At 68.3% G+C, this 23,512-nt stretch carries 23 protein-coding genes and 4 pseudogenes; 14 read left to right on the forward strand and 13 right to left on the reverse strand.

The genetic code is table 11. The features are described from left to right. The first annotated feature begins 98 nt into the window (after window positions 1–98). From HWW87_RS01600 to HWW87_RS01610, 3 genes are read left to right on the forward strand one after another with little or no spacing between them, the layout of a single operon-like run. Entirely contained in the window at window positions 99–1,157 is a 1,059-nt protein-coding gene (locus tag HWW87_RS01600; RefSeq protein ID WP_175818976.1) for a porin, read from the forward strand. 39 nt (window positions 1,158–1,196) lie between these two features. Next, window positions 1,197–1,592 carry a BON domain-containing protein gene (locus tag HWW87_RS01605; protein ID WP_174429268.1) on the forward strand — a complete coding sequence of 132 codons (396 nt, stop codon included), beginning with the start codon at window positions 1,197–1,199 and terminating at the stop codon, window positions 1,590–1,592. A gap of 47 nt (window positions 1,593–1,639) precedes the next feature. After that, window positions 1,640–2,980, forward strand: coding sequence for a serine hydrolase (locus HWW87_RS01610; RefSeq protein WP_175818977.1), 1,341 nt, complete (start codon window positions 1,640–1,642; stop codon window positions 2,978–2,980). A 31-nt stretch (window positions 2,981–3,011) separates the two neighbouring features. On the opposite strand, the pseudogene HWW87_RS01615 reads toward HWW87_RS01610, so the two are convergent. After that, window positions 3,012–3,203: pseudogene (locus tag HWW87_RS01615) on the reverse strand (ABC transporter substrate-binding protein); the annotation flags it as partial. A gap of 290 nt (window positions 3,204–3,493) precedes the next feature. On the opposite strand from HWW87_RS01615, the gene HWW87_RS01620 reads away from it, so the two are divergent. From HWW87_RS01620 to HWW87_RS01630, 3 genes are all read left to right on the forward strand, one after another. Beyond that, window positions 3,494–4,240 carry an SDR family oxidoreductase gene (locus HWW87_RS01620; RefSeq protein ID WP_174429266.1) on the forward strand — a complete coding sequence of 249 codons (747 nt, stop codon included), beginning with the start codon at window positions 3,494–3,496 and terminating at the stop codon, window positions 4,238–4,240. A gap of 152 nt (window positions 4,241–4,392) precedes the next feature. After that, complete coding sequence (locus tag HWW87_RS01625; RefSeq protein WP_175818978.1) at window positions 4,393–5,247, forward strand: DJ-1/PfpI family protein; 855 nt, start codon at window positions 4,393–4,395, stop codon at window positions 5,245–5,247. Between the two features lie 67 nt (window positions 5,248–5,314). After that, window positions 5,315–5,788, forward strand: coding sequence for a nuclear transport factor 2 family protein (locus HWW87_RS01630; RefSeq protein ID WP_175818979.1), 474 nt, complete (start codon window positions 5,315–5,317; stop codon window positions 5,786–5,788). Window positions 5,789–5,889: 101 nt separating this feature from the next. Here the strand turns inward: HWW87_RS01630 and HWW87_RS01635 are convergent, their stop codons facing one another. The 3 genes from HWW87_RS01635 to HWW87_RS01645 all read right to left on the reverse strand — a co-directional run bounded on the left by HWW87_RS01635 (window position 5,890) and on the right by HWW87_RS01645 (window position 8,353). Further along, window positions 5,890–6,843, reverse strand: a complete 954-nt coding sequence (locus HWW87_RS01635; protein ID WP_175818980.1) for a helix-turn-helix domain-containing protein — start codon at window positions 6,841–6,843, stop codon at window positions 5,890–5,892. A gap of 159 nt (window positions 6,844–7,002) precedes the next feature. Beyond that, window positions 7,003–7,524: a GNAT family N-acetyltransferase gene (locus HWW87_RS01640; RefSeq protein ID WP_175820651.1), complete on the reverse strand. Its 522-nt coding sequence runs from the start codon at window positions 7,522–7,524 to the stop codon at window positions 7,003–7,005. Between the two features lie 85 nt (window positions 7,525–7,609). Continuing rightward, window positions 7,610–8,353, reverse strand: a complete 744-nt coding sequence (locus HWW87_RS01645; protein WP_175818981.1) for an SDR family oxidoreductase — start codon at window positions 8,351–8,353, stop codon at window positions 7,610–7,612. Window positions 8,354–8,665: 312 nt separating this feature from the next. Here HWW87_RS01645 and HWW87_RS01650 point away from each other — a divergent pair, with 312 nt between their 5' ends. Further along, a complete protein-coding gene (locus tag HWW87_RS01650; RefSeq protein ID WP_174385923.1) occupies window positions 8,666–9,049 on the forward strand; it encodes a hypothetical protein in 384 nt (127 codons plus the stop codon). A 168-nt stretch (window positions 9,050–9,217) separates the two neighbouring features. Here the strand turns inward: HWW87_RS01650 and HWW87_RS01655 are convergent, their stop codons facing one another. Then, window positions 9,218–10,075, reverse strand: coding sequence for a helix-turn-helix transcriptional regulator (locus HWW87_RS01655; RefSeq protein ID WP_175818982.1), 858 nt, complete (start codon window positions 10,073–10,075; stop codon window positions 9,218–9,220). Between the two features lie 95 nt (window positions 10,076–10,170). Between HWW87_RS01655 and HWW87_RS01660 the strand changes: the two genes are divergently transcribed. Next, window positions 10,171–11,064, forward strand: a complete 894-nt coding sequence (locus HWW87_RS01660; RefSeq protein ID WP_175818983.1) for an SDR family oxidoreductase — start codon at window positions 10,171–10,173, stop codon at window positions 11,062–11,064. A 45-nt stretch (window positions 11,065–11,109) separates the two neighbouring features. Here HWW87_RS01660 and HWW87_RS01665 read toward each other — a convergent pair. From HWW87_RS01665 to HWW87_RS01685, 5 genes and pseudogenes are all read right to left on the reverse strand, one after another. After that, window positions 11,110–11,409, reverse strand: a pseudogene (locus tag HWW87_RS01665) (zinc-binding dehydrogenase); the annotation flags it as partial. Beyond that, window positions 11,407–11,550, reverse strand: a pseudogene (locus HWW87_RS37500) (LysR family transcriptional regulator); the annotation flags it as partial. The pseudogenes HWW87_RS37500 and HWW87_RS01665, both read right to left, overlap by 3 nt. 79 nt (window positions 11,551–11,629) lie before the next feature. Further along, window positions 11,630–13,009: an FAD-containing oxidoreductase gene (locus HWW87_RS01675; protein WP_175818984.1), complete on the reverse strand. Its 1,380-nt coding sequence runs from the start codon at window positions 13,007–13,009 to the stop codon at window positions 11,630–11,632. Between the two features lie 184 nt (window positions 13,010–13,193). Beyond that, a complete protein-coding gene (locus HWW87_RS01680) occupies window positions 13,194–13,772 on the reverse strand; it encodes a hypothetical protein (RefSeq protein ID WP_174429256.1) in 579 nt (192 codons plus the stop codon). Window positions 13,773–13,871: 99 nt separating this feature from the next. Further along, a pseudogene (locus HWW87_RS01685) lies at window positions 13,872–13,979 on the reverse strand (GNAT family N-acetyltransferase); the annotation flags it as partial. A 151-nt stretch (window positions 13,980–14,130) separates the two neighbouring features. Here HWW87_RS01685 and HWW87_RS01690 point away from each other — a divergent pair. The 5 genes from HWW87_RS01690 (at window position 14,131) to HWW87_RS01710 (ending at window position 20,217) form a co-directional block, all read left to right on the forward strand. Further along, a complete protein-coding gene (locus HWW87_RS01690) occupies window positions 14,131–14,769 on the forward strand; it encodes a LysE family translocator (RefSeq protein ID WP_011548348.1) in 639 nt (212 codons plus the stop codon). Between the two features lie 321 nt (window positions 14,770–15,090). Further along, window positions 15,091–15,888, forward strand: a complete 798-nt coding sequence (locus tag HWW87_RS01695) for a DUF3348 domain-containing protein (protein ID WP_175818985.1) — start codon at window positions 15,091–15,093, stop codon at window positions 15,886–15,888. Window positions 15,889–15,898: 10 nt separating this feature from the next. Then, on the forward strand, window positions 15,899–18,946 hold the full coding sequence (locus HWW87_RS01700; protein WP_175818986.1) for a DUF802 domain-containing protein: 3,048 nt from the start codon (window positions 15,899–15,901) through the stop codon (window positions 18,944–18,946). 3 nt (window positions 18,947–18,949) lie between these two features. Beyond that, window positions 18,950–19,594 carry an OmpA family protein gene (locus HWW87_RS01705; protein ID WP_175818987.1) on the forward strand — a complete coding sequence of 215 codons (645 nt, stop codon included), beginning with the start codon at window positions 18,950–18,952 and terminating at the stop codon, window positions 19,592–19,594. Next, entirely contained in the window at window positions 19,591–20,217 is a 627-nt protein-coding gene (locus HWW87_RS01710; protein ID WP_175818988.1) for a DUF2894 domain-containing protein, read from the forward strand. Before HWW87_RS01705 ends, HWW87_RS01710 begins: the two co-directional genes overlap by 4 nt. A gap of 33 nt (window positions 20,218–20,250) precedes the next feature. On the opposite strand, the gene HWW87_RS01715 is transcribed toward HWW87_RS01710, so the two are convergent. From HWW87_RS01715 to HWW87_RS01725, 3 genes are all read right to left on the reverse strand, one after another. Further along, entirely contained in the window at window positions 20,251–20,823 is a 573-nt protein-coding gene (locus HWW87_RS01715) for an NADPH-dependent FMN reductase (RefSeq protein WP_175818989.1), read from the reverse strand. Between the two features lie 52 nt (window positions 20,824–20,875). Then, window positions 20,876–21,616 (reverse strand): histone acetyltransferase, encoded by a 741-nt coding sequence (locus HWW87_RS01720; protein ID WP_244107118.1) that lies wholly within the window; start codon window positions 21,614–21,616, stop codon window positions 20,876–20,878. A gap of 105 nt (window positions 21,617–21,721) precedes the next feature. Continuing rightward, window positions 21,722–21,946 carry a hypothetical protein gene (locus tag HWW87_RS01725; protein WP_175818990.1) on the reverse strand — a complete coding sequence of 75 codons (225 nt, stop codon included), beginning with the start codon at window positions 21,944–21,946 and terminating at the stop codon, window positions 21,722–21,724. 357 nt (window positions 21,947–22,303) lie between these two features. On the opposite strand from HWW87_RS01725, the gene cml reads away from it, so the two are divergent. Next, complete coding sequence (gene cml / locus HWW87_RS01730; RefSeq protein ID WP_175818991.1) at window positions 22,304–23,503, forward strand: CmlA/FloR family chloramphenicol efflux MFS transporter; 1,200 nt, start codon at window positions 22,304–22,306, stop codon at window positions 23,501–23,503. Window positions 23,504–23,512 lie beyond the last annotated feature (9 nt).

Raw genomic sequence — 23,512 nt, forward strand, 5'->3', positions numbered from 1 at the left:
ACATCGTTTTCGGCGTGCGGCCCGCTTGCCGGGCGGCGGCGCCTTTCGACGGCAGGCAGTACCACGATACGCCGCGCAACGACGTGGCAGGAGGAGACATGAAGAAGATGATTGCGGCGACGCTGGTCGGCGCGCTGTGCGCAAGCGTGCACGCGCAGTCGAGCGTGACGCTGTTCGGCCGGATCGGCGGCGGCGTGCGTTGGGTCAACGGGCTGCCGGGCGGCAGTCAGGTCGGCTTCAACAACAACATCATCGCGGGCAACGAGTTCGGCATTCGCGGCCGGGAGGATCTCGGCAACGGGCTGAAGGCGTTGTTCGTGCTCGACGGCGCGTTCAACAGCGGCACCGGCGCGTTGAAGACGTCGGGCACGCTGTTCTCGCAGGCCGCCTATGTCGGCCTCACAGGCGATTTCGGCCGCGTGACGTTCGGCCGCCAGTTCAACGTCGCGGAGGATCTCGGCATCGCGCTCGATCCGCTCGGCGGGCGCGGGCAGTCGCTCGCGGTCGAGCCGGGCGTGCTGTTCGACGGCAACTTCTTCACGCTCGATTCGCGTTTCAACAACACGATCAAGTATCTCGGGCAGGTGGGCGGCCTGCGCTTCGGCGCGAACTATTCGCCGGGCGGCGTCGCCGGCAGTTCGCATGCGGGCACCAGCTATTCGACGGCCGCGATGTACACGTATTCGGACCTGATGGGCGGCGTGTCGTATGCGAAGACCTACAGCCCCGATGGCTCGCAGTCGGCGCAGACGATCCAGGCGGGCGGCACGCTGCAACTCGGCCGCGCGCGCTTCTATTTGAGCTACGCGTCGCTGAACGTGCGTGCGAACAAGGCCGGCGCACCGTCGCGACGTGACGATATCCCGTCGTTCGGTGTCGTCGTGCAGCCGCTGCCGTCGGTGCAGTTGAGCGCGGCCGCGTTCTACGACCGCGCGCGCAATCTCGGCAACGTGCGGGGCGCGGACGGCCACAAGCTGACGACCTACGCGATCGCCGAGTATTTCCTGTCGAAGCGCACCGAGCTGTATGTCGAAGTCGACCGCAACGGGATGACCGGCGCGTACATGCGCGATCCGGCGACGATCGCGGCGCTGAACCTGCGGCGCGGCGCGAGCGCGACGACCGGCGTGTCGATCGGGCTGATGACGCAGTTCTGAGGTTTTCTGTCCAACGATTTTCAGGAGCGTGATCCGATCATGCGTACTTCATCCAGATTGGCCGCGGGACTGCTGATGGCAGCATGCTGGACCCTCACCGCCCATGCGCAATCCGATGCCGCGAGCGCGGCGGTTCGATCGTCATCGGCCCCGGCTGCTCAGGAATCGGCGCAAGTACCGGCATCGGCCGGCGTGCCGCCCGCGCAGCGCAACGCGGCCGACCGCAAGCTGAAGCGCCGCGTCAGCACCGCGCTCGCGCGCACGAAAAACCTGAACGCGACGCGCATCCTCGTGCGAGTGCGCGACGGCGGCGTGACGCTCGCCGGCTCGGTCACCGATACGGCCCAGGTGAATCTCGCGGCGGCGGTCGCGCGGCGCGTCGACGGCGTGACGTCGGTATCGAACCAGTTGCGCATCGATGGCCAGCAGCCGTGATGTCCGCGCGCATCGCCCGATCGCTTTCCACTACGAGGCATGATTCGATGCGAATTCATCGATGCTTTACCGCTACCCGGCACGGCCGCCGGCTGGCCCGGACCGTCGCGCTGGCCGGCGGGCTCGCGCTCGGTGCGACGACGCACGCGGCACCTGCCGCACCCGACGCCGCCACACCGGGCATGATGCAGGGCTTCCCGCCGCCGGCCGACCGGATCGTCAACAAGGCGAACGCGTTCACGCCCGCCCGCCTGCGCTGGGCGCTGACCAACACGCGGCTACTCGCGCCGACGGCCGGCATCCGGCACGCGGCCGCGCCGATGCCGCTTGCCGAGCAACCGGCGTCCGGTCTCGACGCGCTGCCCGTGACGATCGGCGGCGAAACGCTGATGCTCGACGCGTACTTGCGCGCGACCCACACCGACGGTTTCATCGTGCTGCAGCGCGGCCGGGTCGTCTACGAGCGCTATTTCGACGGCTTCCGGCCCGACCAGCAGCACGCATGGGCATCGATGACGAAATCGGTGACGGGGCTGCTCGCCGCGCAACTGATCGAATCGGGCGTGCTCGATGCCGGCGCGCCGCTGTCGCGCACGGTGCCGGAACTGGCCGACACGCCGTTCGGCAGTGCGACGCTGCAACAGAACCTCGACATGGAAGTGCCCACCGCCTATGCACCGGGCGTGCCGCCCGATCTCGGCCTGTTCGGCGCGGTCGGGCTTGTGCCGCACCGCGAAGGCGCGCCGGCGAGCATCGTCGATTTCCTGCTGACCGTGCGGCGCGTGCCGGACGTGACGCCGGGCAGCGCATGGTTCTATCAGAACGGTTCGCCGGAAGCCGTCTCGTGGGCGATGCAGCGCGCGACGGGGCAGTCGTGGAGCGCGCTGGTCGAGCGGTGGCTGTGGCGCGATTTCGCGGAAGACGATGCGTACGTCGCGGTGGACCGCAATGCGATGGCGATGGCGAGCGGCGGGCTGTACACGACGCTGCGCGACGCCGCGCGCTTTGCCGAACGCGTGCGCACCGGTCTGGGCGGTGCGCGAGGCACGCTGCCGGCCGCGACGATTCGCGCGGCGCTGCAGCCTGCGCACAACGCGGCGCTGTTCGCAAAGGGCAACGTGGTCCCCGGCAAGGACGGCTATGCGTATCGCGACTACTGGTATCAGGTGAAGGACGGCGATGGCGCGTTCGCGGCGGCGGGGCGCTTCGGCCAGGCGATCCTCGTCGATCCGAAGGCCGCGCTGACGATCGTCAAGTTCTCGTCGTCGCCGGATTTCGTGCCGCGCGCGCTGGAGGCACAGGGCGCAGCGTCGCGGCCGCGCGCCGCGCTCGAGCGCGGCGACGCGTTGAGCGCCGTGGCGCGCGCGGTCGCGGAGCGCTTGCGGTAAGGTAATCCGTGCAACCGCGCCCCGTGCGTGGTTACCGCTCGATCTGCCGGTTCCAGCGCGTATCCCACTGCGCGCGGCGCGCGTTGATCGCGGTCCAGTCGACCACCGTGGCCTTCCGCATCAGATCGTCGATGTTGCCGAGGCTCTGCTGCATCTCGGCGGGCATCTTCGCGACGCGGTTGGTCGGGATCTGCTTGCCGGCCTCGGCCGCCTTCGTCTGCGCGGACAGCGGGTTGCGTCATCTGTTCGACGAACCGAAGACGCTGTGGGGGCGAAGTCGCTACTTACTGAGTGATCGCGCGGATGCAGCCGCCACCGACGTACCGGGAATGATGTCTCCCGACGTCTCACCCATTCGCATCGAATGGCGTTTTTCGAGGGTTATAAGACCTTTGCGCCATTAACCTCCCGTTCCATACTTCACCTGGACGATCAAGCCGGAACAAGCACGCAAGCGTCATGGCGCGTCGCGTGTTCGGCCCGGTCAATCACGGACATGAAAAGGAACGGAAGATGAGACTCGAGAACAAATCGGCGTTGATCACGGGCGGTACCAGCGGCATCGGCCTTGCCACCGCGAAGCTGTTCATTGCAGAAGGTGCGCGCGTCGCGGTGACGGGGCGCGACGAGGCCGTATTCGAGCGCGTGAAGGCGGAGCTGGGCGAGCATGCGGTCGTGCTCAAGGGCGACGTGCGGTCGCTCGACGACATGCGCGCGATTGCCGCCGAGGTCAACGAGACGTTCGGCGGCCTCGATGTCGTGTTCGCCAACGCGGGCTGGGCTTTCCCGTCCGCCGTCAACGACATCGACGACACGCTCTACAACGACATCATGGATATCAACGTCAAGGGCGTGGTGGTCACGCTTCAAGCCGCGCTGCCGTACCTGCGCGAAGGTTCGTCGGTGATCCTCAATACTTCGTTCGTCGCGCAGACCGGCAAGCACGGCATCTCGTTGACCGCGGCGGCGAAGGCCGCCGTGCGATCGCTGGCCCGTAGCTGGTCGTACGAATTTCTCGACCGGAAAATCCGCTTCAACGCGATCGCGCCCGGCGTGATCGACACGCCTCTGCTCTCCAGGTGGGGCATGCCCGACGAATGGGTGCGCGAGCGCAAGGCCGAATTCGCCGAGGCGATTCCGGTGGGCCGCATGGGCAAGGCCGACGACATCGCGTACGCAGCGCTCTATCTCGCCAGCGACGAATCGTCCTTCGTCGTCGGCACCGAGCTGGTGGTCGATGGCGGTGCGTCGCAGCTTTAAGCCTGCGCTTCACGCGTCCTGAGCCCGGCACGTCATCCCGGCTCATCCCCATCCCGATTTCACGTCCGCCGCGCCGTTCGCCGTGGCGGTTATTCCATCCGGCCCGGCGGGGTTGCGCTCGCCCATGGGCCGAAGTGCAAGGAGCAATCATCTTGACCGACAGTAGCGATAACCCAGTCTCGGCCGGGCAACTCACGCGGGCAGGCCGTTCGCGTCGCGATGTCCTGAAGTTCGGCAGCGCCGCCACCCTCGGCGCCGTGCTGGGCGGCGGCGCGTTGCTCGGGCGCGCCACGCCTGCGCTGGCACAGACGGGCAGCGCAGGGCTGCTTGCGCCGAACGAGCCGCTCGACATCCTGATCGTCAATTACGACGGCGGCACGCTGCTCGACTTCGCGGGCCCCAGCGAGATCTTCCACCGGCTGCCGAATACGAACGTTCGCTACGCGAGCCTCGATGGCGGCAACGTGACGCTCGAATTCGGCGTCGTGTACGGCAAGACCGAACGGCTGGCCGATATCGACAGGACCGACGTGATCCTCGTGCCCGGCGGGTCCGATTTGTCGGCGCCGATGCGACCGGCGTATCAGGCGCAGATCCGGCGTCTGGCGGAAAGCGCGAAACACGTGACGTCGGTGTGCAACGGCTCGCTCGTGCTCGCCGCGACGGGCGTGCTCAATGGCAAGCGCAGCGCCTGCCATTGGGCGTTCGTCAACAAGCTGGCCGAGTATGGCGCGATTCCCGTTCCGGATCGCTTCGTCGAAGACGACAACGGCCGCTTCATGAGCGGCGGCGGCGTGACGGCGGGCATCGACTTCGCGCTGCGCGTGGCGGCGAAGCTGCGCGGCCAGCAGGCTGCCGAATACACGCAGCTCGTCATTGAATACGATCCCGCTCCGCCGTTCCACTCCGGGCATCCAAGAGATGCACGGCCCGAACTCGTCGCGATGGTCGACAAGACGCTGCCCGGCGCATCGAAGGGACTCGCACGCATTCCCGGCGTTCGCTGACACGCTTGGCGGCAACGCATGCAGGGTCGCCGTCTCTTTCATTCAAACCTGATTCGGAAATCACTCGATGCGACAGATTCATCTTGGTACGGCTGCGCTTGCAGCGTGCGTGTCCTTTTTTGCATTCACGGCGCCGGCTATCGCCGGGGGTGCGCAACGCCTGCCCGAAGCGGCCATCAAGGCCGAAAACGTGCGATGGGCGGATGCCTTTGCGCGCGGGGACTACGACGCGATAGGCCGCCTCTATACCGACGACGGCACGCTGTTGCCGCCGGGAGGCGACAAGGTCACGGGGCACCGTGCGATCACCGAGTACCTCGTCAAAGGGTATGCCGGATCGAAACCCGGCACCGTGGCGTTCAGCAATTACGAGTTCTACGGTAATGACCGGGTCGTGACCGAGGTGTCGGACGCGGAGGTGCGCGATCACGACGGAAAGCTCACGGTCCGCGCGAAGCAGACGCTCATCTTCCTGAAGCAGGGCGGCACGTGGAAGCTGCATCGCGACATGTGGAACGCTTACCCGCCCGTCAAGGATTGACGGTCATCGACGTCCGGCGAAATGGCGCGTTGCGTACCCACGCGCCAATCACTCGTTAGCGAGACGCCGACCCTGCAGCGCGCTGATCGGCAGACGGTCGATCAACGCGCTGCCGCTGCGTTCGATCTGCTCTCGCGTCGAATCGCTTGCGGCGGGTGTCCAAGCAGCTTGATGAAGGCTCGGCGCATCCGTTCCGGATCGGTGAATCCCACCGCCAGCGCAATCTGTTCGATCGGTTCGCTGCCGCCCTGAAGGCGCAGCCTCGCGGCTTCGACGCGTAAACGCTCGACGGCCCTCGCCGGTGTTTCGCCGGTTTCCCGGCGAAACGCGCGCCCGAACTGGCGCAAACTCAAGCTGGCCGCATCGGCGAGCCGTTCGACCGGCAACGCTTCGGCCAGATGTTCCCGGGCGAAATTCAGCGCGATGCGGATGCGATCCGATTCCGGCTCCATCTGCGACATCGCGGAGAATTGCGACTGCCCGCCGGGCCGCCGATACGGAACGACCAGAAGCCGCGAGACCTCGCGCGCAATCTCCGGACTCATGTCCCGTTCGATCATGCCGAGCGCCAGGTCGATGCCGGAGGCGATGCCCGCCGACGTCCAGACATGGCCATCGACGACATAGATACTGTCGCCGTCGACCCGCGTGAGAGGGAAGCGCGACTGCAATTGCGCGGCGTAGCGCCAGTGCGTCGCCGCTCTCAAACCGTCCAGCGAGCCGGTTTCCGCAAGCAGAAATGCGCCCGTACACACGCTTGCCACCCGCGACGCCTTGGCGGCGAGCTTGCTGGCCGCGGCGATATTTTCCGAAGTCTGCATCGGGGCGATATCGCCGCCGACGAACACGACGGTGTCGAACGCGCGCCTGCCGATCGGCTTCGTGTCGATCGAAAGGCCGGTATTGCCGAGAATCGGGCCGCCGGAGGGCGAGATGACGTGAAGATCGTATGGCGTATGGCCGGCGGCCGTGGCCACCTGATTGAAGGCCGATAGCGGCCCGCCAAGATCGAGCGCGTCGTAGCCGCGGCAGACGAAGAATCCAATTCGATGCATGACGAAGCAATGAGTCGATAACCCGGAATGGCGAATTTTACCGGGAACCCTCGAATCATGTCATTTGGCTCGAAACGAGGGAAAGACGTCGTTTACGCCGTCGTCGATTGGCTGTATTCGTCTGCGCCGCGCTTACACGATGCCGATAGGAGGCGACGATCAGCGACGGTAGATGAATTCCAGATCGGTCGATTCGCCGACCTTGAAATCGTACGTGCCGACACGCTTGAAGCCGGCCTTCTCGTAGAACGCGATGGCCTTCGCATTGCCCGACCACACGCCCAGCCATACCGGGCCGGGGCGCGTCGCGGCGAGGTACGCGAGCGCGGCGTCGAACAACGCCCGTCCGGCGCCGGTTCCCTGCGTGCCGCGTCGAAGGTAGATTTGATGAATCTCGCCCGAACCGTCTGCCACTTCCGGGTGCGGAAGCTTGCACGGCCCTGCTTGCGCGTATCCGACCAACGTGCCGTCGTCGCCTTCCGCGACCCACGTGCGGCACTGCGGGTCGCCGAGCTGCTCGGTGATCGCGGCAACCGAGTACGTCCGGGCTTCGTACTCGGCCAGATCGTTCGGCGGGTAGTCGATGCCGAACCCGTCCTGCAGAAAGGTTTCGCGAAACGTCTCGCGCTTCAATTCGGCAAGCGGAATGGCATCGGCCAGGGTCGCAACGCGGATCAACATGGTGCATCTCTCGGTTCGGTGTCGGGGCGACAGTTTATCCCGGGTGACCTCGAGAAGATGCATCGCCATCCCGCATCGCCGTCCGTTAACCGGCGACGGTTGCGGTCGGACGCACGACGATCTCGTTCACGTCGACATCGGCAGGCTGCGCGATCGCATACGCAATGGCCGCCGCGATCGCTTCGGGTTCGAGCGCGATGCTGCGGTAGCGCGTCATCGCTTCGGCGGCGACCGGGTCGGTAATCGTGTCGGCCAGCTCGGACGTGACGACACCCGGGCAGATGCTCGTGACGCGCAGCTTGTCGTTCTCCTGCCGCAAGCCGTCGGAGATCGCGCGCACCGCGTACTTCGTCGCGCAATAGACGGCGGCCGTCGGCGATACCCGCAATCCGCCGATCGACGATACGTTGACGATCTGGCCGAACCCCTGCCGATTCATCACCGGCAGCGCGGCCGCGATGCCGTACAGCACGCCCTTGATGTTGACGTCGACCATGCGGTCCCACTCGTCGACCTTCAGCGACGCCATCGGCGACAGCGGCATGACGCCCGCGTTGTTGACGATGACGTCGATCTGCCCGTACTCGGCGAGCGCGGCGTCGACGAAGGCGACGCTGTCGTCGCGCTGTGTGACGTCGAGTGCGCGCCAGGCCGCGGTGCCGCCACCGGCGCGAATGTCGTCGGCGAGCACGGCAAGGCGTTCGGTGCGGCGCGCGCCGAGCATCAGGCGTGCGCCGCGCGCGCCCAGATAGCGGGCGGTGGCCTCGCCGATGCCGCTGCTCGCGCCGGTGATCAGGATCACTTTCTGTTCGATGTTGTGGCTCGTCATATCCGTTCCTCGGTGCGGGATGAAGTACCGACAGCATCGCGCGGAAGCGGGCGCGACCGTTATCTCGCGAGTCCGCATTTCTTGCACGATTCTCCGAGAATGCGCGGAGCACGATCCGGTGCGTGGTTGCGTATGCGGTTTTCCCACCCGGTAAAAAAACGTCGATTTTGCAGCGCAGCGAAAGTCGGCGACGCCCGTCCGGCCCGGCCTCGGCAACGAACCGAAACCGCCGGTGTGGAAATCATGCGGATGCCGATGGTTGACCGCCGGCGGACATGCTAGGATTTCCATCAAACAACTCCGGAGACTGCGATGCCGTTCATCTGCGAAAACGTTGAGTGTCGTGCCGTGCTGGCTCGCGGGCAGGTCAGGCACCATCAGGAGGGCGCGGGCTGGTGCTTCTACTGCCCGGATTGCAACACCAGGAACGAGTTGATGAATATCGGCACGGTCAGCGGCCCGGTTGACCTGGTTCAGCCGGAGCGGGCGAGTCCGCCGCACAAGGTCGTCGCGAAGGCCCGCCCGCTGGACGACGGCCGATACGCGGCGCAGTTGAGCGTCCAGCGGGCGCTCGCCGTGAAAGGCACCTACGCGGCCGAAGAGCACTGGGATCAGCTCGGCGTATTCGGCGACGCGCAGCAAGCCGTCGCGCATGCGAGGTCTTTCGCCACCGACCTGCTGCAGCGCGCGGCGTAGCCGGCACTTTTCCGTGAATGAACAAGGGGCGTCGCGCATTCGCGCGCGACGCCCCTTTGCGTTTTCCGCTCCGCGTTCGTCAGTTGTGGATATCGAACGGGAAGTACTGTTTCGCGATTCGCTGATACGTGCTGTCCTGAATCAGGCTCGCCAGAAAGTCGTGTGCGGTCACACAGCCGGCGCCTGCGCCGCGCGCGCCTGTTCGCGGGCCGTGACGAGCGCCCGGATCCGCGCGCGGTCGGCCGGCGTCGCCGGCGTGAAGATCACGAGGCTCAGGTCCGGGCGGCCGGTGACCGAGAACGCCGAATAGTCGAGTGCGATCCGGCCGGCCTGCGGATGGCGGATCTCCTTCGTGCCTTCGTGATGCGAATGGATATCGTGGTCGCGCCACATCGCGTCGAATTCGGCGCTCGTCGCGCGCATCTCGTCGACGAACGCCTGCACGGCCTGCGTCGCGCCGCTGCGCGCGACGTCCGCACGAAACCCGCCGACCGCGAATCGCGCGATGCGCTCCCAGTTCGGCTGCGCGTCGCGCACGCGCCCGTCGACGAAGATCAGCCGCAGGATGTTGCGCGCGGCCGGCGGCAGTGTCGCGTAGTCGGTCAGCGTCGCGGCCGCCGCGTCGTTCCACGCGAGGACGTCCCACGTCGCCGTGCGGATGATCGCCGGGCTCGCGTCGAGCGAATCGAGCACGTGCTGCAGGCGCGGCGTCACGCTGGCCGGCGCGTGATAGCGCACCTCGGGCGGATGGCCGACGCCGATCAGGAACAGGTGCTCGCGTTCGGCCTCGTTGAGCATCAGCGCGCGGGCGAGCCGGTCGAGCACGTCGGCCGACGGCGCGCCGCCGCGCCCCTGTTCGAGCCACGTGTACCACGCGGCGCTCACGTGCGCGCGCTGCGCGACTTCCTCGCGCCGCAGGCCCGGCGTGCGGCGGCGCGCGGCCGGCAACCCGAGCGCGGCCGGGTCGAGTTTCTCGCGGCGGTCCCGCAGGTACGCGCCGAGCAGGTTGTCGGGGGCGTCAGCCATATCCTGTTAGTTCGTTTACTGGTAAACCGTCACGACTTCACCGCGAGCGGCGCTCGACAGATAGTAAGCCTCCATTTCATCCGGAGGTGCTGAACATGCGTGTCTTTGTTACGGGAGCGTCGGGATTCGTCGGCTCGGCCGTCGTGGCCGAACTTGTGGCGGCCGGGCACTCGGTGCTCGGGCTGGCGCGATCCGATACGGCCGCGGCGTCGGTTGCCGCTGCCGGCGCCGACGTCCATCGCGGGTCGCTGGAGGATCTCGACAGCCTGACCCACGGCGCCGAAGCCGCCGACGCGGTGATCCACACGGGATTCAATCACGATTTCTCGCGCTTCGCGGAGAACTGCGAACTCGACCGCCGCGCGATCGAGACGATCGGCGCGGTGCTCGCCGGCTCGGCGCGGCCGCTGGTCGTCACGTCGGGCCTCGCGCTCGTCGCGCCCGGCCGCGCGGCGACGGAGGACGATCCGCACGTGCCGGTGTCGGCGAATTATCCGCGTGCGTCCGAAGCGACCGCGGTCGCGCTGGAAGCGCGCGGCGTGCACGCGTCGGTCGTCCGGCTGCCGCCGTCCGTGCACGGCGACGGCGATCACGGCTTCGTGCCGCGCCTGATTGCGTTTGCGAGGGAGAAGGGCGCATCGGCGTTCGTCGGCGACGGCGCGAACCGCTGGCCGGCCGTGCACCGGCTCGACGCGGCGCGCGTGTACCGGCTCGCGATCGAACGCGGCGCGGCCGGCGCGCGCTATCACGCGGTCGACGATACGGGCGTGCCGTTCCGCGAGATCGCCGAGGTGATCGGCCGGCGGCTGAACGTGCCGGTCGTCGCGAAGTCGGCGGCGGAAGCTGGCGAGCACTTCGGCTGGTTCGCGATGTTTGCCGGGATGGATGCGCCGGCAACCAGCGAGCGCACGCGGGCGTCGCTCGACTGGGCGCCGACGCAACCGCGGCTGCTGGCCGATATCGACCGGCCGCGGTATTTCGAAAGCTGACGAGCGGCGCGCGCCGCTCGCCATGGGTGCGGCTCGGACAGCGGCTCAGACCGTGACGACGATCTTCCCGACCTGCGCACCGGCTTCCATATAGCGGTGCGCGCTCACGATGTCGTCGAACGCGAACGTGCGATCGATCCGCGGCTTCAGCGTGCCGGCCGCGAGCCCGTCGACGATGAAGCGCTTCGCGCGTTCGAGCCGCTGCGCGTCGCCGGTGATCTCGAACAGCTCGTAGCCGCGCAGCGTCAGGTGGCGCGCGAGCAGGTCCATCACCGGCACCGGGATGTCGCGTGTATCGAGCGCGCCGTACTGGAAGAACGTGCCGTTGGTGGCCAGCGCGCGCAGCCGCACGCCGAGTTCCTGTTCGAGCTGCTGCACGGCTTTCGTGACGGCCGGCCGATGCAGTTGCAGCGCATCGGCGGCCTGCGTGAAGTTGCCGCGTTCGGCGATCTGTACGTAGATCTGCATCGTTTGCAGGCGGTCCATGGCGTTCCCGGATGGCGTGGCGAGCGGCCATCTTCGCATACCGCCGGCGCCCGATGCGCGGCCGCCCGCCTGCCGTGCGTCATTCGACCGGATGCAGATCCTGTAGCAGCGTCGGCACCAGCTCCGACACGGTCGGGTGGATGTGCATCGCGCGGCTGATCGTCGTGTACGGCGCGCCGGCGGTCATCACGTCGAGCATCCCGTGCACGACCTCGTCGCCGGTCACGCCGAGGATCGACGCGCCGAGGATCGCGTGGCTGTCCGCGTCGACGATCACCTTCATGAAGCCCTGGCTTTCGCCTTTCTCGACCGCCCGGCCGACGCGTGTCATCGGGCGCGTGCCGACCAGCAGCCGGCGGCCCGTCTGTTTCGCTTCCGCGAGCGTCATGCCGACGCGGCCGAGCGGCGGATCGATGTACATCGCATAGGCCATGATGCGGTCGGACACCTTGCGCGGATCGTCGTCGAGCAGGTTGGCCGCGACGATCTCGTAGTCGTTGTACGCGGTGTGCGTGAACGCGCCGCGCCCGTTGCAGTCGCCGAGCGCCCAGATGCCGGGCACGTTGGTGCGCAACTGGTCGTCGACGGGGATATAGCCGCGCGCGTCGGTGTCGATGCCCGCGCGGTCGAGCCCCAGGTCGTCGGTGTTCGGCACGCGCCCGACCGCGAGCAGCAGGTGCGAGCCCGCGACCTCACGGCCGCCGCCCACGCAGTCGAGGCCGACGACGATGCCGTCGCCGTCGCGGCGCGCGCTCAGGCAGTTCGCGTCGAGCTGCACGTCGATCCCTTCGTTTTCGAGGATCTCGCGCACGGCCTGCGACACGTCTTCGTCCTCGCGGCCGATCAGGCGCGAGCCTTTCTCGATGATCGTGACCTTCGAGCCGAAGCGGCGGTACATCTGGCCGAATTCGAGCCCGACGTAGCTGCCACCGACGATCACGAGATGCTCGGGCAGGAAGTCGACGTCCATCATCGTCGAGTTGGTCAGGTACGGCACCGAGTCGAGGCCCGGCATCGCGGGCACCTGCGCGCGTCCGCCGACGTTGATGAAGATGCGTTCGGCTTCGAGCACGTCATCGCCCACGCGCACCGCGTTCGCGCGTTCGAACCGGGCATGACCCTGAAAGACGGTCGTGTTGTCGAGGCCGCGCACCCATTGCTCGACGCCGTGGTTCGAGCGGCCGGAGATCTGGTCCTTGCGTGCCTTTACGGCTTTCATGTCGACGGTGACGGGGCCGCCGACCGACACGCCATATTCGCCGGCGCGCCGTGCGAGCTGCGCGGCGTATGCGCTCGCGATCAGCGTCTTGGTCGGGATGCAGCCGGTGTTCACGCAGGTGCCGCCGAAGCGGCCGCGCTCGACGATCGCGACTTTCATGCCGGCGCCGGCGAGCCGCGCGGCGAGCGGCGGGCCGGCCTGGCCGGTGCCGATGACGATCGCATCGAAGTGTTGCGTCATGACGTCCTCCTGTGCGGGGGCAACGAGGAAAGGGGCAGGCGCAAGCCGCATGCCGTGCCGGCGGTCGCGCGGGCGACGAGCGCCTATGGTAGACCTGTTGGCGGACCGTCGCGAGCGGCGGGCGGGCGACGCGTCGCGTCGCGTTGAAAAACGGCACCGCCGCGGGCGTCACGGCGCGCAGCGTCTAGTCCTTGCGTTTCCATTGCCCGAACGACACCGGCCGGTGCGCGTCGGCGCGCGTGACGGTGACGTGGTCGGGCTTGTCGTCGAGCGGAAACGATTCGGTGACGATCTGGTTCGAAAAGAGCCAGCCGTGCGTACGCGGGTCGTAGCGGAACGTGATGTAGTCGGTCCAGTGCTGCCCGCACGCGACGAAGTTCTGCACGGTGAAATAGCGGCCCTTCACCGAAAGGCCGTTGTCGGCCGCATCGTCGGGGTCGAACGGATCGCACTGGCCGCCTTCGTTCGCGCGCAGCACGACCTGATCGTTGCGTGCGGCGAGCCGGTAGGTGTGGTCGGCCTGTTCCTCGTAGATCAGCAGCGGGCGCGGCGACGGCTGCTCGCGCGTATCGACCGCGCGATGCACGACGACGAGGAAGCTGTGCCGCCCGTTGTCGAGATCGGGGCCCGGGTGCTCGCTCAGCATCTGGTAGCCGGGCGGCAGTTGCGCGGCGATCGACTTCGGCAGGCCGTCGGCGCGGGCGCTGAGCGGGAGGGCGGCGAGCAGCGGGAGCAGCAGGGCGGAAAGGCGAAGAGCGCGCATGGCGGGCGGTCCGGTCGAAGGAAGAAAAGGGGGATGAGCCGCGCGGCGTTACAAATCGCGCCCGGGAAACTCGGTGCTGGGCGCCGGATTTCGGAGCGTATAGTCCTGGAAGGCGAGGCCGACGGTCGGGCTCGCGACGTACTCGCGAAAGATCGCTTCGACGGCAGCGGCATCGTCGGGATGGCGGGCGGCGCGGATCTCGATCATGGGGGCGGCGCGGAATGACGGGAAAGAGGGCCAGCATAGCAGCGCACGGCCGCTTTCGGCCATGCGCGAAGCGTGCCAGAATCAGCGGCTCGACCGTCGGAAACGACACGCAGGCGCCGGCGCAGCGGCGTCGCTGATCAAGGAGCCTTCGATGACCGCATCGGCTGCCGTACTCGCCATCCTGGCTGCGCTGTTTCTCGGCGCGATGATTCCGGGCCCGAGCTTCGTGCTGGTTGCCCGCAATTCGATCGGGCTGTCGCGCCGCGACGGGCTGGCCACCGCGCTCGGCATGGGTATCGGCGGCATCGTGTTCGGTGGCGTCGCGCTGGCCGGGCTCTACACGCTGCTGCAGGCCGTCGAATGGTTGTATGTGGGCCTCAAGGTCGCGGGCGGCGTGTACCTGATCTACATGGCGTCGAAGATCTGGCGCGGCGCCGACCGGCCGATCGCGATGGACGATCCGCAGGCGATGGCCGGCGGCAGCGCGCGCAAGTCGTTCTGGACCGGCCTCACGACCCAGCTCAGCAACCCGAAGACGGCGATCTGGTACGGCAGCATCTTCGCGGCGCTGCTCCCGCAGCATCCGCCGCTGTGGTGCTACCTCGCGCTGCCGCCGCTCGTGTTCGCGGTCGAATTCGGCTGGTACACACTCGTCGCGCTGTGCTTCTCGACGCGCCGGCCGCGCGAACTCTACCTGCGCGCGAAGAAGTGGGTCGACCGCATCGCGGCCGGCGCGATCACGCTGCTCGGGCTGCGGCTGATCCTGAATGCGCCGAAAGCGGGGATCTGAGCGCTTTCATTCCCGATCTGCGGCAGCGCGCGCGGCGGCCGATCATGGCCATCGTCGCCGCCGGCACGAACCGGCCGGCGACGGCCCGCCCGCCCGCTCGAGCGAGCGTCGGCGTTCCGCAAACGCGTTGCTTCCCGATGGCGCGGCCGCTCGCCGGCCGCCGCCGAACATGTTTTCCGCCCGTCACCGCCGCCCGCCGAGCCTTGCGCGACGGGCGTTCGCGTGGGGTCGCACGACGCGCCGGACCGCGCCGCTTCCCCGATTCTGGCGGTCGACCGCCCGACGACGTGTAAACTGCTGCCTTTTTTGACGGTTTGCAGCATGGTGCAAGCATCTCCGCGCCCGGCGTTGAGCGGTCCGACGCTCGTCCGGCTGCTCGCGCGCCTGGCCGATGCCGACGTCGCGGAATCCCGGCAGACGCTGTCCGACCGGCTGAGCCAGTGGCTCGGCTGGACCGACGCGATCACGCTGTCGTCCGCGCTGAATGCGAGCCCGCCGGGCGTCGCGGCCGGCGTGCGCGGCTACGACGCCGAGCGCGACTGCGCGCGCGTGCGCCACGACCTCGCGCAGGCGATCACGGCCACCCACCGGCCGCGGGCGCGGCGCCGGCCGGGCGACCTGCCGCCGCCGGCCGCCGACACGGCCGATTTCGCGGATTTCCGCCAGCGGTATCTGACCCTGCAGCAGGACATGGAAACGGCGATCGGCCAGTTGCGCGGCCGCCTGCGGGTCGCGCTCGCCGCGCGCTCGTCCGGGATGGCGCGGCTCGCGACGCTCGACACGATCATGGAGCGCGTGCTCGGCGCGCGCGAGCGCAGCCTGCTGTCGGCCGTGCCCGCGCTGCTCGGCACGCGCTTCGCGCGGCTGCGCGACGCGGAGCGGCAGGTGCTGGCCGAAGCCGAATCCGCGGCCGCCGCTGCGCCCGACGCCGCCGACGCATCCGCTCCGGCTGCTCCGGCCGCGGAAGGCGCGGCGGCCGGCACCCCGACCGTCGCGGCAATCGTGCCCGGCGCATGGCTCGACACGTTTCGCGACGAGATGCACAGCATCCTGCTTGCCGAACTCGAAGTCCGGTTTCAAACGGTAGACGGGCTGCTCGCGGCCCTTCGCACCAGCTAATCAACACGCTATGTCCAGAATTCGCCTTGATCTCGTTGTCTTCGTCGCCGGTCTGCTCGCAGTGGGCTGGATCGGTGCCGGCTATGTCGCGTCGAACCCGCTGGCGGCGGCCGTCACGCTGCTGATCGGCGCGTGCTACGTCGCCGGCGCATGGGAGCTGCTGCGCTACCGGCAGGCAACCGCCACGCTGTCGCACGCGGTCGCCGGCCTGGCCGAGCCGCCCACGAAGCTCGACACGTGGCTCGACACGCTGCATCCGGGCCTGCGCGGCGCGGTGCGCGCCCGGGTCGAAGGCGCGCGCGTCGCGCTGCCGGGCCCGGCGCTCACGCCTTACCTCGTCGGCCTGCTGGTGCTGCTCGGCATGCTCGGCACGCTGCTCGGGATGGTCGTCACGCTGAAGGGCACGGGCGCCGCGCTCGAGAGCGCGACCGATCTCGATGCGATCCGCGCGTCGCTGATCGCGCCGGTGAAGGGGCTCGGGTTCGCATTCGGCACGTCGATCGCCGGTGTCGCGACGTCCGCGATGCTCGGGCTGCTGTCCGCGCTCGTGCGCCGCGAGCGGATCGACGCGGCCCAGCAGCTCGACGCGAAGATCGCGACGACGCTGCGCGTGCATTCGTCCGCGCACCAGCGCGACGAATCGTTCCGGCTGCTGCAGCGCCAGGCCGATGTGATGCCGGCGCTGGTCGACCGGTTGCAGACGATGATGACGACGCTCGAGGCGCGCAGCGTCGCGCTGCACGATCGTCAGATCGAAAGCCAGCAGGCGTTTTTCGATCGGACCGAGCGGGCGTACGCGGGCCTGGCGTCGAACGTCGGCGACGCGCTGAAGGAAAGCGCCGCCGAAAGCGCGCGCGTGGCCGGCGCCGCGTTGCAACCGGTCGTCGCCGCGACGATGACGGGGCTCGCGCAGGAGATGGCCGCGCTGCGCGACACCGTGACGGGCGCGGTGCAGCGTCAGCTCGACGGGCTGACGGACGGCTTCGAGAAGACCACCGGCAACGTGACGGCCGTATGGAACCGCGCGCTCGACGAACAGCGCCGCGCGGGCGACACCGTCGCGCAGCAGTTGCAGACGACGCTCGGCCAGTTCACCGAGACGTTCGCGCAGCGTTCGTCGGATCTGCTCGACGGCGTCGCGACGCGCCTCGAATCGACCGAAGGCCGCCTGTCGGACGCATGGCGCGACGCGCTGGCGCGCCAGGAGCAGGTCGGCGAGACGCTGGCCGGCCAGCATGCGCGCGCGCTGGGCGAAGCCGCCGCGACGTTCGAACGCCATTCGGCCGCGACGCTCGCCGCGATGCACGAGTCGCACGCGGGTTTGCAGACGCAACTGGCTGCGCGCGACGAAGAACGTCTGTCGGCGTGGAACGATTCGCTCGCCGCGATGGCCGCGAAGCTGGGCGAAGAATGGCAGCGTGCGGGCGTGCACAGCGCCGGCCGTCAGCAGGAAATCTGCGACGCGCTTGCACAAACGACGCGCGACCTCACCGCACAGGCGTCGACGTTTGAACAACGCTCGAACGATCTGCTGTCGACGATTCGCGATTCGCACACCGGTCTGCAATCGCAACTGGCTGCGCGCGACGAAGAACGTCTGTCCGCGTGGAACGACTCGCTGGCCGCAATGGCCGCGAAACTCGGCGACGAATGGCAGCGCGCAGGCGTGCATAGCGCGGGCCGCCAGCAGAAAATCTGCGATGCACTCGCGCAAACGACGCGCGACCTTAGCGCACAGGCTTCGACGTTCGAGCAACGCTCGAACGATCTGCTGTCGACGATTCGCGATTCGCATACCGGTCTGCAATCGCAACTGGCTGCCCGCGACGAAGAACGTCTGTCGGCGTGGAATGATTCGCTGGCCGCGATGGCCGCGAAGCTGGGCGACGAATGGCAGCGCGCAGGCGTGCACAGCGCGGGCCGTCAGCAGGAAATTTGCGACGCGCTTGCACAAACGACGCGCGATCTCGCCGCACAGGCATCGACGTTCGAACAACGCTCGAATGATCTGCTGTCGACGATTCGCGAATCGCACACCGGTCTGCAATCGCAACTGGCTGCGCGCGACGAAGAACGTCTGTCCGCCTGGAACGACTCGCTCGCCGCGATGGCCGCGAAGCTCGGCGAAGAATGGCAGCGCGCAGGCGTGCACAGCGCCGGCCGCCAGCAGGAAATCTGCGACGCGCTTGCACAAACAACGCGCGACCTCACCGCACAGGCGTCGACGTTCGAACAGCGCTCGAACGATTTGCTGACGACGATCCGCGAGTCGCACGCCGGCCTGCAATCGCAACTGGCCGCACGCGACGAAGCCCGCCTGTCCGCCTGGAACGATTCGCTCGCCGCGATGGCCGCCGCGCTGCGCGACGAATGGGCACAGACGAGCGCGCAGGCCGCCGCGCGCCAGCAGGACATCTGCGACACGCTGGCCCGCACCGCGAACGACATCACCGCGCAGGCGCAGGTTCATGCGAGCGACACGATCAACGAAATCGCACGTCTCGTGCAGGCTGCATCGGAAGCGCCGAAGGCTGCGGCCGACGTCGTCGCCGAGCTGCGCCAGCGCCTGTCCGACAGCATGGTGCGCGACACCGCGACGCTCGAGGAACGCAGCCGCCTGCTCGCGACGCTGGAGACGCTGCTCGGCGCGGTCAACCACGCGTCGACCGAACAGCGCACCGCGATCGACGCGCTCGTCAGCACGTCGGCCGATCTGCTCGACCGCGTTGGCGCGCGCTTCAACGACACTGTCGATGCCGAAACCCGCAAGCTCGATTCGGTGGCCGCGCAGGTCACGGCCGGCGCTGTCGAAGTGGCGAGCCTCGGCGATGCGTTCGGGATGGCCGTGCAGGTGTTCGGCGAATCGAACGACAAGTTGCTGACGCATCTGCAGCGCATCGAGGCCGCGTTCGAGAAATCGCTCGCGCGCAGCGACGAACAGCTCGAGTACTACGTCGCGCAGGCGCGCGAGGTGATCGACCTGAGCGTGATGTCGCAGAAGCAGATCGTCGAAGACCTGCAGCAGCTCGCCGGCCGGCGGGCGCCCGTCGGAGCGTAACGCATGCACGACGAAATCGACGATGGCGCGCCATCGGCGCCGGTGTGGCCCGCGTTCGCCGACCTGATGTCGGTGCTGCTCGGCGCGTTCGTATTGATCCTGGTCGGCGTGATCGGCATGCAGCTTCAGCTCACGTCGAAGCTCGAGGAAGCGGTGCGTGCGCGCCAGCTCGAGGCGCAGCAGCGCAAGTCGCTCGAACAGGCCCTCGCCGGGCCGCTCGCGGCCGGCCGCGTGACGCTCGTGAACGGGCGCATCGGCATCAGCGGCAACGTGCTGTTCGCGCTGAACTCCGACCAGTTGCAGCCCGCGGGCCGCGACCTGCTGAAGACGCTGGCCGGCCCGCTGGCCACGTACCTGAAGACGCGCGACGAGATCCTGATGATCAGCGGCTTCGCGGACGACCAGCAGGTGCACGCCGGCAACCGCCTGTTCGCGGATAACTGGGAACTGTCGGCCAAGCGCGCGTTGACGGTCACGCGTGCGCTGATCGATGCCGGCGTGCCGGCGTCGTCGGTGTTCGCGGCCGCGTTCGGTTCCGAACAGCCGGTCAGCTCGAATGCGGACGATGAAGGCCGCGCGAAGAACCGCCGCGTGGAGATCGCGCCGGTGCCGCGCAAGTCGGCGTCGAACGGAGGAAAGGCCAAGTGACGGGCGACGCGACGCAGGTGCGCGCGACGCTCGACGCATGGCGCGAGCAGGGCGCCGACCGGCTCGACCCCGTGCGGTTTCACCGGATCGACGCGCTCGAACGGCGCGCGGCCGTGCTCGACGGCGCTGCACGCGCGCTGCTCGACGCGCGGCTGGCGACGCTGATCGAAGGGTTTGCGGAGATCGTCGCGCGCGCCGATGACGCCGACACCACGCGCGAGACGGCGGCAGCCGCGGCGGGTGCGCCCGCGCGCGGCGCGCTTGCCGCGCTCGTCGAAGGGCTCGCGCGCGATGCGCAGGCTGACCGGCGCGGGCTCGATCCCGAACTGGTCGACTACTTCCGTGCGATGTGGTCGAAAGTCCGCACGGAACAGCAATACCGCCAGTCGCTCGACCAGGTGCCGCGCAACGCGGGGCCGCTCAATTCGAACAGCCTCGTGCACCGCTCGCTCGCGACGATGCGCGAGCTGTCACCGGACTATCTGCAGCAGTTCCTGTCGTACGTCGATGCGCTTGCATGGCTCGAGGATCTCGCCGGCGGCGGCGCGCAGCCCGAGAAGGAAGCGCCGCGTGCGAAGGCTGTCAAACCGGCGAGAAAGACGACGCGCGCCAAGGCGCGATAACGCAACGGCGCACGCGTTCAGCGTGTGGATCGCCTAGCGGCCGGCAGCCGGGTCACCGATTGCCGCGCGGAGCGCGTGCAATGCTTCGACGAGCGCGGACGCGAATGGCGGATGCGCGGCGATGCCCGCCGCGTCGAGCCGACTCCCGAGGATCGGCAGCGCGATCGATGCATCTTCGACGATGCGCGCCGACATTACCGACAGCGTTTCGCGCAGCGCCGCGTCCGCATGTGTTGCGCGCGGCGACGCGTTCAACACTGCCACGGGCTTGTACACGACGGCCTCGCATCCCACGACCCAGTCCAGCGCGTTCTTCATCACGCCGGTTACGCCGTGCGCGTATTCCGGGCTGGCGATCAGCACGCCGTCGGCCGCGTTCAGGCGGTCGATCAGGTCGCGCACGGCGGCGGGCGTCGGGTATTCGGCATCGGGATTGAACAGCGGGAATTCGCCGAGACGATCGAAGCGTGCGATGCGCATGTCGCGCGGGGCGACGAGCGCGGCCGCATCGAGGAGTGCCGCGTTGTACGACTGCGCGCGGAGGCTGCCGCACAGCGCGACGATGTTGATGGGGCGCTCGGAATCGGTTCGGGTTTCGTTGGCCATCGCGGAACGTGTGGGGTAGGAGGCTCGCGCGGCGGCGCGCGGATCCGCCGAATTATCGCATCGGCGCGTGAGCCACCTGAGCCACCTGAGCCACCTGAGCCACCTGAGCCACCTGAGCCACCTGAGCCGCGTGAGCGACGGGCCGCGCGTGGCCGACGCTCCGCACGGGATGTCGTTCGTGTTCGCTGCGCCGCACATTCGCGTTCGCATATTCGGCGGCATCGACGCCGGTCATCCCGACCGCACGCGCGAATTCTCCGATTCCCCACCCATTCCCGAGCAACAGCCGCCGCGTATGCAGCGCACCGTGTACGTCGTCGGCCACGGTTTCGCCGAGATAACGTAGCACGCGGCCTTCGACATCGACGAAGCCATGCCCGTAATCCTGCGCGAGCGCCGTCCACAACTGCGCGGCGCCGACCGACTGGCGCGCGCCGCTGATCAGACACAGGCCCGCGTCGAGCCCCCATCGATACAGCGTCGTCGCGAGCCCCTTGCGTTGCGCCGAGCCGCGCAGCCGCGTATGCGGCGCGCGCAGGTAGCGGTCGGCGCGGCGCGGGATTTCGGGAAGCCGGTTGAACACCGTATAGCCGGCGAGCTGGCGGGCCGACGGATCCTCGACATACAGGAAGTATTCGCCGTCCGCTTCGCGGTGGCGGACGATCAGGCCCGAGCGGCCGAGCGCGACGGCCGGCAGGCCGTGCAGGCGATGGCCCGGCTGGTGGAGGCGTTCATAAAGGGTGTCGAGTTCGTCGTCGATGTCGTGCTGGGAATGCTGTACGTCGATACGCATGGCAAAAGCCGCCCGTTCCGGGCGGTTCGGGAAAGAGATTCATCGCAAAAGGGAACGGAAGCGGGTGCGGCCCCCGGGCTCGGCGAAGCGAGCCGGGGCCGCGAATCAGCTGGGGATGTGCTGGAAACCGGCGGCGATCGCGGCGAGGCCCGCGATGCAGAGTGCGAACAGGATCAGGACTTTGTGGATCATGCCTCTTTCCTCGTGAATGCGCGGCGCCGGCGGGCAGCGCCGCGGAGACGGTGAGCGGCGGGCACGGCCCGCACGGCCGTCGTGCGGGACGACGGTCGGGTGTCCGGCGACGGATCGTACGCGGACGGCCAGCACCATACGCGACGCGCCGGGGGCGGGCAATCGGACTGACGGAGAAAAGCGATGAAACGCGAGGAATCGCGGTGTTTCGCGACAATTGGCCGCATGGGGGCTGTGGGCACGCCACGATTCGCCGCGAAGATCCGGAATTGATCGCGTAACGGTTTCCGGCAGCAGCCCGCGTTCGTGCCGGGAAATCGCATACACTTCACCGCGAACGAACCCCACAAGGATCTGACCATGGGAGCGGGCCCGTCCACGGATCGCTGAGCCGCAACAACGTGCTTCACCCGGTTGTTGCGGCGATCTCCTCTCGTCGATGACTCAGCAGGCAGATTGCCGCCGGATTTCCCTTTTCCGAGCGGATGCTTCGTCATGCCTGATCAAACCCAAACTACGCCCGCATGGGCTTGCTCGCTGCCGTCGGCCTTGCTGCTGATGGCCCCTTTCGATCTCCTCGCGTCGCTGGCGATGGACGTGTATCTGCCGGTGGTGCCGGAGATGCCGTCGGCGCTGCGCACGTCGCCCGCCGTGGTGCAGCTGACGCTGAGCGTCTACATGGTCGTCCTCGGCCTGGGCCAGCTCGTGTTCGGCCCGCTGTCGGACCGGTGCGGACGTCGACCCGTGCTCCTGGGCGGTGCGCTACTGTTCTCGGCGGCGTCCCTGGCGCTCGCGACGGCGGGCAGCGGCGGCGCGTTCGTCGCGTTGCGCCTGCTGCAGGCGCTGGGTGCGTCCGCCGCGCTCGTGGCGACCTTTGCAACGGTGCGCGATGTCTATGCCGACCGCCCGGAAAGCAGCACCCTATACAGCCAGTTCGGGGCAATCCTGGCGTTCGTCCCGGCGCTCGGGCCGATGCTCGGCGCGGGCATTGCGCACGGTTTCGGATGGCGCGCGATCTTCATGACCCTCGGCGGCGCCGGATGTCTCGCGTTCGGCCGCGCGTTGTCGCACTGGTACGAAACACGGCCGCGGGCCGCCGGCAGGCCGCGGCAACCGCTCGTATCGATCCTGCGTAGTCCGTCTTTCCTCGTCTATTCGCTCGGTTTCGGCACGGCCATGGGCGCTTTTTTCGTGTTCTTCTCGATTGCGCCGCGCGTGCTGGTCGGCCAGGCCGGCTATTCCCGCACCGAATTCAGTGCGGCGTTTGCCACCGTCGCGATCGTGATGATCGTTGCCGCGCGTTTTGCGCGATGGTTCGTGTCGAACTGGGGGATTCCGGGTTGTTTCGTGCGCGGCGCCGGCGTCATGATGGCCGGCGCAATCACGCTGGCGGCATGCACGGTCTTGATGGCGCCGTCGTTCGTCGCGTTCGTGATGCCGATGTGGATCGTCGCGGTCGGCATCGTCCTGATGTCGTCAGTGACGGCAAACGGCGCGCTTCGGGATTTCGACGACGCGGCGGGGACGGCAGTTGCGCTGTATTACTGCGTCCAGAGCCTGATCGTCGGCGGGGCCGGCACGTTCGTGACGCTGGTGCTGCCCGGCGATACGCCGTGGCCGCTGGCGGCGTTTTGCTTCGTCATGCCGGCGGCATGCGTCGTCGCGCTCGCCGCATTGAAGCGCACGCGCGGATGAACCGGGGTG

Source organism: Burkholderia sp. BCC0419, assembly GCF_902830285.1.
Lineage (GTDB): Bacteria > Pseudomonadota > Gammaproteobacteria > Burkholderiales > Burkholderiaceae > Burkholderia.

Excerpts from the sequence above, each read along its gene's own strand:
- HWW87_RS01680 (WP_174429256.1), bottom strand. The coding sequence starts at position 13,772 with ATGCGCGCTCTTCGCCTTTCCGCCCTGCTGCTCCCGCTGCTCGCCGCC.
- HWW87_RS01675 (WP_175818984.1), bottom strand. The coding sequence starts at position 13,009 with ATGACGCAACACTTCGATGCGATCGTCATCGGCACCGGCCAGGCCGGC.
- HWW87_RS01655 (WP_175818982.1), bottom strand. The coding sequence starts at position 10,075 with ATGGCTGACGCCCCCGACAACCTGCTCGGCGCGTACCTGCGGGACCGC.
- HWW87_RS01635 (WP_175818980.1), bottom strand. The coding sequence starts at position 6,843 with ATGCATCGAATTGGATTCTTCGTCTGCCGCGGCTACGACGCGCTCGAT.
- HWW87_RS01705 (WP_175818987.1), top strand. The coding sequence starts at position 18,950 with ATGCACGACGAAATCGACGATGGCGCGCCATCGGCGCCGGTGTGGCCC.
- HWW87_RS01695 (WP_175818985.1), top strand. The coding sequence starts at position 15,091 with ATGGTGCAAGCATCTCCGCGCCCGGCGTTGAGCGGTCCGACGCTCGTC.
- HWW87_RS01715 (WP_175818989.1), bottom strand. The coding sequence starts at position 20,823 with ATGGCCAACGAAACCCGAACCGATTCCGAGCGCCCCATCAACATCGTC.
- HWW87_RS01720 (WP_244107118.1), bottom strand. The coding sequence starts at position 21,616 with ATGCGTATCGACGTACAGCATTCCCAGCACGACATCGACGACGAACTC.
- HWW87_RS01605 (WP_174429268.1), top strand. The coding sequence starts at position 1,197 with ATGCGTACTTCATCCAGATTGGCCGCGGGACTGCTGATGGCAGCATGC.
- HWW87_RS01645 (WP_175818981.1), bottom strand. The coding sequence starts at position 8,353 with ATGACGAGCCACAACATCGAACAGAAAGTGATCCTGATCACCGGCGCG.
- HWW87_RS01620 (WP_174429266.1), top strand. The coding sequence starts at position 3,494 with ATGAGACTCGAGAACAAATCGGCGTTGATCACGGGCGGTACCAGCGGC.
- HWW87_RS01725 (WP_175818990.1), bottom strand. The coding sequence starts at position 21,946 with ATGGTGCTGGCCGTCCGCGTACGATCCGTCGCCGGACACCCGACCGTC.
- HWW87_RS01610 (WP_175818977.1), top strand. The coding sequence starts at position 1,640 with ATGCGAATTCATCGATGCTTTACCGCTACCCGGCACGGCCGCCGGCTG.
- HWW87_RS01600 (WP_175818976.1), top strand. The coding sequence starts at position 99 with ATGAAGAAGATGATTGCGGCGACGCTGGTCGGCGCGCTGTGCGCAAGC.
- HWW87_RS01640 (WP_175820651.1), bottom strand. The coding sequence starts at position 7,524 with ATGTTGATCCGCGTTGCGACCCTGGCCGATGCCATTCCGCTTGCCGAA.
- HWW87_RS01650 (WP_174385923.1), top strand. The coding sequence starts at position 8,666 with ATGCCGTTCATCTGCGAAAACGTTGAGTGTCGTGCCGTGCTGGCTCGC.
- HWW87_RS01700 (WP_175818986.1), top strand. The coding sequence starts at position 15,899 with ATGTCCAGAATTCGCCTTGATCTCGTTGTCTTCGTCGCCGGTCTGCTC.
- cml (WP_175818991.1), top strand. The coding sequence starts at position 22,304 with ATGCCTGATCAAACCCAAACTACGCCCGCATGGGCTTGCTCGCTGCCG.
- HWW87_RS01660 (WP_175818983.1), top strand. The coding sequence starts at position 10,171 with ATGCGTGTCTTTGTTACGGGAGCGTCGGGATTCGTCGGCTCGGCCGTC.
- HWW87_RS01630 (WP_175818979.1), top strand. The coding sequence starts at position 5,315 with ATGCGACAGATTCATCTTGGTACGGCTGCGCTTGCAGCGTGCGTGTCC.
- HWW87_RS01690 (WP_011548348.1), top strand. The coding sequence starts at position 14,131 with ATGACCGCATCGGCTGCCGTACTCGCCATCCTGGCTGCGCTGTTTCTC.